This is a genomic window from Pantoea stewartii subsp. stewartii (assembly GCF_008801695.1).
GTDB classification, from domain to species: Bacteria; Pseudomonadota; Gammaproteobacteria; order Enterobacterales; family Enterobacteriaceae; genus Pantoea; species Pantoea stewartii.
The window spans coordinates 1-6,597 of the sequence record NZ_VZPF01000133.1 but is presented as its reverse complement, the minus strand read 5'-3'; the positions used below and the strand labels follow the sequence as shown (position 1 = coordinate 6,597).

Here is a 6,597-nt window from a genome sequence, read left to right as displayed (position 1 = left end):
AATGGAGGCGAAGCGCCTCAAGGAGCCATGTCCGGTGTTTCACGCGATAGTGTCCATTAAAAAATGATGGACACTATTTTCCCGGAACCGGAGCCCGCTGCACAGACGGTTTAAATGTGACGCTTACGATTAAGGCGGCAGACGAGTCCGGGTTGTCCTGGTCACGCCGCTTTTCATGGCCAGCCTGTCTGGATTTTATCCCGACATAACATTTATGAAGGAAAGACGATGCCTGCGATAACAGAATTACTGCCTTATATACTGGCGCTGGGTCTGGCCGCGGCCATTCCCGGCCCGGGCATGACAGCGATCGTGGCCCGTACCCTTAACGGGGGCTCTCTGGCGGGTTTTGCTGCGCTTGCAGGCGTGATAATGGGCGATTTATTTTATTTGACGCTCGCCGTATTTGGCCTGGCCGTTGTCGCTCATACCTATACCGGACTGTTTACACTGATTAACTGGGCTGCGGCGCTCTATTTAGCTTTTCTGGCCTGGCAGTTCTGGTCTTATCAGCCGCATTCCATCACGCTGGACCAAAAAGTGACGCACAAGCAACTGACTTCTGCCTGGCTGTCAGGCCTGACCATCACACTGGGCAACCCGAAAACAATCGCGTTTTATCTGGCCATATTACCGCTTGTGATATCGCTGGAGAGCATATCCTTAACATTCTGGGCAGCCAGACTGGTGCCCGTTACCGCAGCGGTGCTGCTGATGGTCGGAGCCATGTTTATTCTGGCGACAGTAAGCGTTCGCGCATTACTGACCAGCCAACGTGCACAGCGCATCATGTTTAAATCGGTCGGCGTTATCATGCTGCTGGCCGCCATCGGTATGATCCTGAAAACGCTTTAATGCCGTGACCGAGGTGACACGGCTTCCCGTGCGACGTCAGAACAGACTGATTAATCTTCATTTGCTCTCGGTATAAGTAACAGCCCTGATCCGCTGTGGTAACATCTTGCCCTCACCTTCTCGTTACCGGGCACCCTGTTGAGCACTATGTCAGACACTACGAAACGCAAAAATGATCCTGAAGGACTTAAAAAGCGCATTCTTGCGAGCGCACTGACGACCTTTGCTGAGTTTGGTATGCAAGGCGCCCGTCTTGAGCAAATTGCTGAAAATGCCCAGACGACTAAACGAATGGTGGTTTACCATTTTGGCAATAAGGAACAGCTCTATATCGATGCGCTGGAACAGGTTTACCAGCAGATCAGGGAGCATGAAACTGGCCTGAATCTGGCCTCGCTCGCCCCTGAGCAGGCCATCATAAAACTGGTTGAAGCCAGCTTCGATTACCATGTTTCCCACCCGGATTTTGTGCGTCTGATCTGTATGGAGAACCTGTCTCGCGGCCGCTACATCTCGCAGTCTGCCCGTCTGAGCCAGCTGAACCGCAGTGCGCTGGACTTACTGGATGATATTCTGAGCCGGGGACAGCAGCAGGGACTGTTCATCAAAGAGATCGAGACACTGGACGTGCATCGCCTGATCAGCAGTATTTGTGTGCATCAGGTCTCCAACCGATTCACCTTCAATACGCTGTTTAGTCGGGACAAAAATGAAGACGAGATCATCCGTCGTAATCGCCAGCTCGCCGTCACGGCAACGCTGCGCTACATCAGATGCTCACGCCACGCGTCCTGAGCGCTGAAAAGGATAGTCTATGCTTAAGTGGTAATAACAATATCACTTAAGTAAGGAAAGCAGCTTGAGCAGAGACGCCAGCCTTTATCCGCTTCGCCAGACGCAGCGTGAACCTCATGACAATACACTCTGGAACTGGGCGCAAAACGCGCCGATTGGTACACAACAGCAGGTAAAACGCCCTGCCAATGAGGCGGCTTTGCAGCAGTTACTGCGCGACACTCACAACACAGTGCGCGTTATTGGCAAAACCTACTCACCCGGCAGAATGCTGGCTGTGCATCCCGACGATCTGCTGCTGGATCTGAGCGCCTTTACCGGCCTGCTCCGCAGCGATGCTCACAGCGTTACGTTTGCAGGCGCCACACCGCTCGAACAGATCTACAGCACCCTGACAGACATGGACCGCATGCTGGCCTCTTCGCCGGGCGTGATCTCCGTGCAGACGCTGGCCGGTGCGATGGCAACCGGTACGCACGGCCAGGGTCTGCAGCAAAGCTCCATTGCGGACGAAGCCGAGCAGATCCGTCTGGTGCTGAGCGACGGCTCCATACGGGAGCTGTCGCGCGGTGACGACGATTTTGCGGCGGCGCTGGTGTCGCTCGGCACCCTGGGCATCGTGACCGAAGTGACGTTGCGCACCCAACCGTTCCGCATCTTCACCTGCCACAAGAATGTGGTTTCGGCGGACAACCTGGAAAGCGATCTGCTGCGCTGGAATGAGGATTATGCACTCAGTAAGGCCTGGTGGTTTGTTGACGATAACATCATGCACGTCTGGAATGCACATCAGGCCAGCTACGATGAGATCCAGCGTTACGAGCAGTCGGGACGCGAAGTAGTAGAACATGCCGATGAAGGTGATGACAGCCTGAACGATACTATCGAACAGACGCTGGAGCACATGCATCGCGATACGCAGATTCACGGTAAAGGCGGCAAACAGTTCCGCACTGTGACTCGCTTTCGCGACTTTACCGATGTCACAGGCGACATCTACCAACTGTTCTGTCGCGGTATCGCCGTGCCGCAGATCAACGTTGAGATTGGCGTTCCGCTGGCGCGCACGCCGGCGATCATCAGCAAGATCAAACGCTGGTATGCCGAAAATCGTCCGCACATGCACTATCCGATTATCCTGCGCTGCACCGGTGCCTCATCCGCCTGGCTGAGCCCCGCCTTCGACCAGCCCACCTGCTTCTTTGGCTTTGTCGTTTATTACGCAGATGATGGATCGCTTTCTGAGGCCGGCCTGCACTTTTTAAGCGAGGTGGAGAAACTGCTGGCCGAAGAAGGTGGGCGTCCGCACTGGGGTAAATATTACGATGCCTCGCTCTACCACTGGCGGGATCTTTATCCGCACTGGGACCGCTTTCGCGCCCTGCGTGAACAACTTGATCCGCACCACCACTTCAGCAACGACTATACCGCTGCACTGTTTAAATAATTTAAAAAAGGGATGTTATGTTTGCCTGGGTAACGTTACTGACGCAACCGGATTATCTGGTGGGCGTGAAAGCGCTGCACCGTTCACTGCAACAGACGAAAACACGCTGGCCACTGCTTGTGATGGCCACCAATGCTATCAGTGACAGCGAGTGTGAAGCCCTCAGGGATGAGGGCTGTATTATCCGCCGGGTTGATCCGCTTTATCCGGACAATGATTTGAATCAGCACTATGCCTCTGAACGCTTTGGCGAGGTCTGGACTAAGCTGCGCGCCTGGCAGTTGACCGAGTATCGGCGCATGGTATTCCTGGATGCTGACATGTAGCGCGGCGAAATTTGTTGCACAGCAAGGCGATATATTCTGCACGGATGTTTCTTAAAATTGAGGGAAGATTATGCACGGTGCAAAAAAGAACACCTCAAGGATTAAAGAATTGTTGTGAGTGACAAGGGGCAACCACTCACAACAGAAGCAGATAAATCAATCTGGCTTAATAGGCCAGGTAATTTGGGGGGCTTTGGCAAGGTCAACAGCATAAAGCGCGTCGAGATAATCCAGCCACTTATTGTACAACGCTAAATCATCCTCTTTCAGCCTTCCTAGCGCCGCTTTGCCGGGCCACTGACGTGAATTCATGAAAGTGTTTGCCTGGCTAATTAACGCCTGCCGGGTGATGGTCGCAGCGCTTACCAGTTCATCTTGGGTAGGTGGAGGAATATCAATCCATACTGGCATTGAGTCGCTGCCTACCCCTCTCATTTTTCCTTCTGGCGGTGTTGCGCTGAACTTCACAAATACTTCGTCTGAAACCTCAATGCCGTCTGCTGGCCATATCCCACTGTTGTGGTATTCAGCCTCCAGTTCCTGGAGAAAAAAACCGTTAGTGGCAGGTGAAAAAACGTAGCTCATTATTTACCCCTCGCAAACCAGATGCAGTTGGCTGATATAGAAGGCTCAACAGCATTATCACCCTTTGCAATTCGCGCAATGTTTCTCGCCTGAAAACCGCTCAATGTGATTGAATTAAGCTGCCAGAGAGTAACGCTTGTCCCGCCTCCGTTGTCATGTTCACTCAGAAAACTCACTGAGCTGGAAAATGCTATGGGAAACGTAACGGACGTTGTATCAGTAGTGGGATTAGATATTCCCCACTGCTCTATAAAGCCGTCTGGTGTTTTCCGCCACCCTTGATTACTCGTCCAGAAAGACATATCAGGTATTTGAGTCTGGCCTGTACCGACATCTCTCTTGGCCGCAGATAGTAAACCGAGATTTTTTAATGCCGCATCAATTGCAACCTGACCGTCTGACGCTATATCTGAAAAAGGGTTTGAGCGAGTAAGTAATATCTTTTTAAGAGCAGATAATACCTGTGTACCTTTCGCAGAGTCAGGAACGATGCCTGCTGCGGTTAAGATGTTAATCAGTTCTGACTGCGCGTCGCGAATCGCTCCCTGAGTATTGTTCAGAAATGTAGCTGTGACGATTGTCCCTTTTTCGCCGGTAAGAGGGTTGCCATTGTGAAAAAGGCTGTCAGGGGTGGCATGAGTGGTTGCATCAGACCTCCTCCTCGTAAGTAAAATAACAATAGGTGTGTGCAGGTTTGAGATTCTCAAATATGGTCTCAAGGACTTTATTGCCATAAGTGGCAAGGCGCTCACCTGGCAAAGAGGCACCTGCCCGAAAGTAATAAACAGTGACACTGGATTTAACATTCACAGCCCAGACATAGATAATCTCGGGAACATAAAGCTGATCTCCGGCACGGTTAATACCCGCGCGGAATGGCTCAAATTCATCAATAGTGATTGTGTAGCCTGCCGTGGCAGCGAGCTTTATAAAGTAGGCCCGACTCAGTCCACCCGTCTCAGCAAGCTTAATCAGTACCGCATCAAGGCGTTGCTGCCATGTATCCTCTTCGCCGGGTGTAAGTTCGAGGACGCGCTCCCAGTCATTCAGTAATCCATCTGAAAATAACGGAGTCACAGCCTCTGTAACTTCATTTGCACTGGAAGAAATCAGAGAAAGTGCATTCCCCTTAGCGGTCAGCTCCGCATCAAGCTTCACCTGATTAGCGTCATAGGCCACTGGCGGCAGGAGTGAAGCCAGAAGGTCGCGATAATTCATAGCTGCGTCACCGTGACATTACCGGCGCGTATCCATTCAACGACAGTTGCGTTTACTACTGGCTGTACGTTTCCAGCAGGTGCGCTGATGCTGCGGTCGGTTATACCGGTAATATTTGTAATGACGCCTTCCGCCTGCGATTTAATGAAGGGCTGTCCTGGCTCAAGGTTATTGATGAATGTGGTCAGGTCCGTAATCGTTTGGACTTTAGCCGCGTCAAAGGTAATACCCTGCACAGTGATAGCCGCTGCAATATCAACTTTACGGAATGTAGGTGCCAGCACAATGGTATCTTTGGCAGTAACGGGCCGCTGCTCATCAATATATGCCTGACAGGCTGCGATAATGTCGGCTGAGGGCATCCCCCCGGCAGAGGTTATTACCACATCAACAGTGCCGAGCCCACGTCGAAGAGGATAGACATACGCCGCCGTGAGGCCATCTACCGAGAGTGCCCAGCGTCGATAATCATATTTGTTTCCGCCTGCAGGTGGACGTCGTATAACGTCGAGCAGACGATCTAGCAAAGCGGCGTCAGTTTCAGCGTCGGTTCCTCCACTGAGAAGACCTACAGTCACAGTGCTGTCAAAGCCGGTAGGCGGTGTGGCAAATGTGCCAGAGACCTCTGCTGTGCTGTTACCCGCCGCACCCGCTGTAACAACACGGACAGGGACTACACCTGTACCATCAGCTCCTGTTGTGACCTCAGCGGTAGTTATCCAACTGAAAGAGCCACGGGTAATAATTTGCCCGGCCACAGCCTTTGCCCCCGACTCTCCGGTGACTTTGGCGGAACCGCTGGCCGTCGTGGCAGCTTTCCGGTAAAGACCGCGAGTTCGGGCGTGCCAGACAAGAAATTCAGTATCTGCTGTGTCGGGGAAAATCTGGCGAACTATCCATGCCTGATGCTGATAAAGCCCTGTTGCAACGCTTGCGACTGAGGTCGCACGAATCCAGTTGTCACTGTCTTCGGTAATGTCCGCGTCAGTATCGAGATTGCGGATATCCCGTAACATATCGCTGCGGATTTTTTCAAATGCCGGAACGGTAAAAGGCATTATGTAATCCTCACGGGGTGTTTAAAGGTTATTCTCTCGTCATTGGACTGAATGACCGTCACATGCAAAAGGAGCCAGCCGGGCTCGGATGAGAAAGTTTCAACGCTTACAGACTTAGCACGGCCATCAGCATCAGAGGTAAGCGGAGCAAGTGCCTGCTCGGCATACTGTTTAGCGAGAATATGCGTAAGCGTCACATTTAAACCGTCTGTGCAGCGGGCTCCGGTTCCGGGAAAATAGTGTCCATCATTTTTTAATGGACACTATCGCGTGAAACACCGGACATGGCTCCTTGAGGCGCTTCGCCTCCATT

At 52.2% G+C, this 6,597-nt stretch carries 7 protein-coding genes and 1 pseudogene; 4 read left to right on the top strand and 4 right to left on the bottom strand.

The window, feature by feature from the left end:
* Positions 1 to 228 precede the first annotated feature (228 nt).
* From F7Q90_RS24180 to F7Q90_RS24165, 4 genes and pseudogenes are all read left to right on the top strand, one after another.
* Positions 229 to 855, top strand: coding sequence for a LysE family translocator (locus tag F7Q90_RS24180; protein ID WP_006119780.1), 627 nt, complete (start codon positions 229 to 231; stop codon positions 853 to 855).
* 147 nt (positions 856 to 1,002) lie between these two features.
* Positions 1,003 to 1,650 (top strand): TetR family transcriptional regulator, encoded by a 648-nt coding sequence (locus tag F7Q90_RS24175; RefSeq protein ID WP_006119781.1) that lies wholly within the window; start codon positions 1,003 to 1,005, stop codon positions 1,648 to 1,650.
* A 64-nt stretch (positions 1,651 to 1,714) separates the two neighbouring features.
* Complete coding sequence (locus tag F7Q90_RS24170; protein WP_006119782.1) at positions 1,715 to 3,097, top strand: D-arabinono-1,4-lactone oxidase; 1,383 nt, start codon at positions 1,715 to 1,717, stop codon at positions 3,095 to 3,097.
* Between the two features lie 17 nt (positions 3,098 to 3,114).
* Positions 3,115 to 3,420, top strand: a pseudogene (locus tag F7Q90_RS24165) (glycosyltransferase family 8 protein); the annotation flags it as partial.
* 159 nt (positions 3,421 to 3,579) lie between these two features.
* Here the strand turns inward: F7Q90_RS24165 and F7Q90_RS24160 are convergent.
* The 4 genes from F7Q90_RS24160 to F7Q90_RS24145 are packed head-to-tail and all read right to left on the bottom strand — an operon-like array spanning position 3,580 to position 6,284.
* Positions 3,580 to 4,008 carry a tail fiber assembly protein gene (locus tag F7Q90_RS24160; RefSeq protein WP_006119784.1) on the bottom strand — a complete coding sequence of 143 codons (429 nt, stop codon included), beginning with the start codon at positions 4,006 to 4,008 and terminating at the stop codon, positions 3,580 to 3,582.
* On the bottom strand, positions 4,008 to 4,715 hold the full coding sequence (locus F7Q90_RS24155; protein WP_141119378.1) for a gp53-like domain-containing protein: 708 nt from the start codon (positions 4,713 to 4,715) through the stop codon (positions 4,008 to 4,010). The genes F7Q90_RS24160 and F7Q90_RS24155 overlap by 1 nt, the downstream gene beginning before the upstream one ends.
* A complete protein-coding gene (locus F7Q90_RS24150) occupies positions 4,657 to 5,226 on the bottom strand; it encodes a YmfQ family protein (RefSeq protein ID WP_006119785.1) in 570 nt (189 codons plus the stop codon). Before F7Q90_RS24150 ends, F7Q90_RS24155 begins: the two co-directional genes overlap by 59 nt.
* Positions 5,223 to 6,284 (bottom strand): baseplate J/gp47 family protein, encoded by a 1,062-nt coding sequence (locus tag F7Q90_RS24145; RefSeq protein WP_006119786.1) that lies wholly within the window; start codon positions 6,282 to 6,284, stop codon positions 5,223 to 5,225. The genes F7Q90_RS24150 and F7Q90_RS24145 overlap by 4 nt, the downstream gene beginning before the upstream one ends.
* Positions 6,285 to 6,597: the final 313 nt, after the last annotated feature.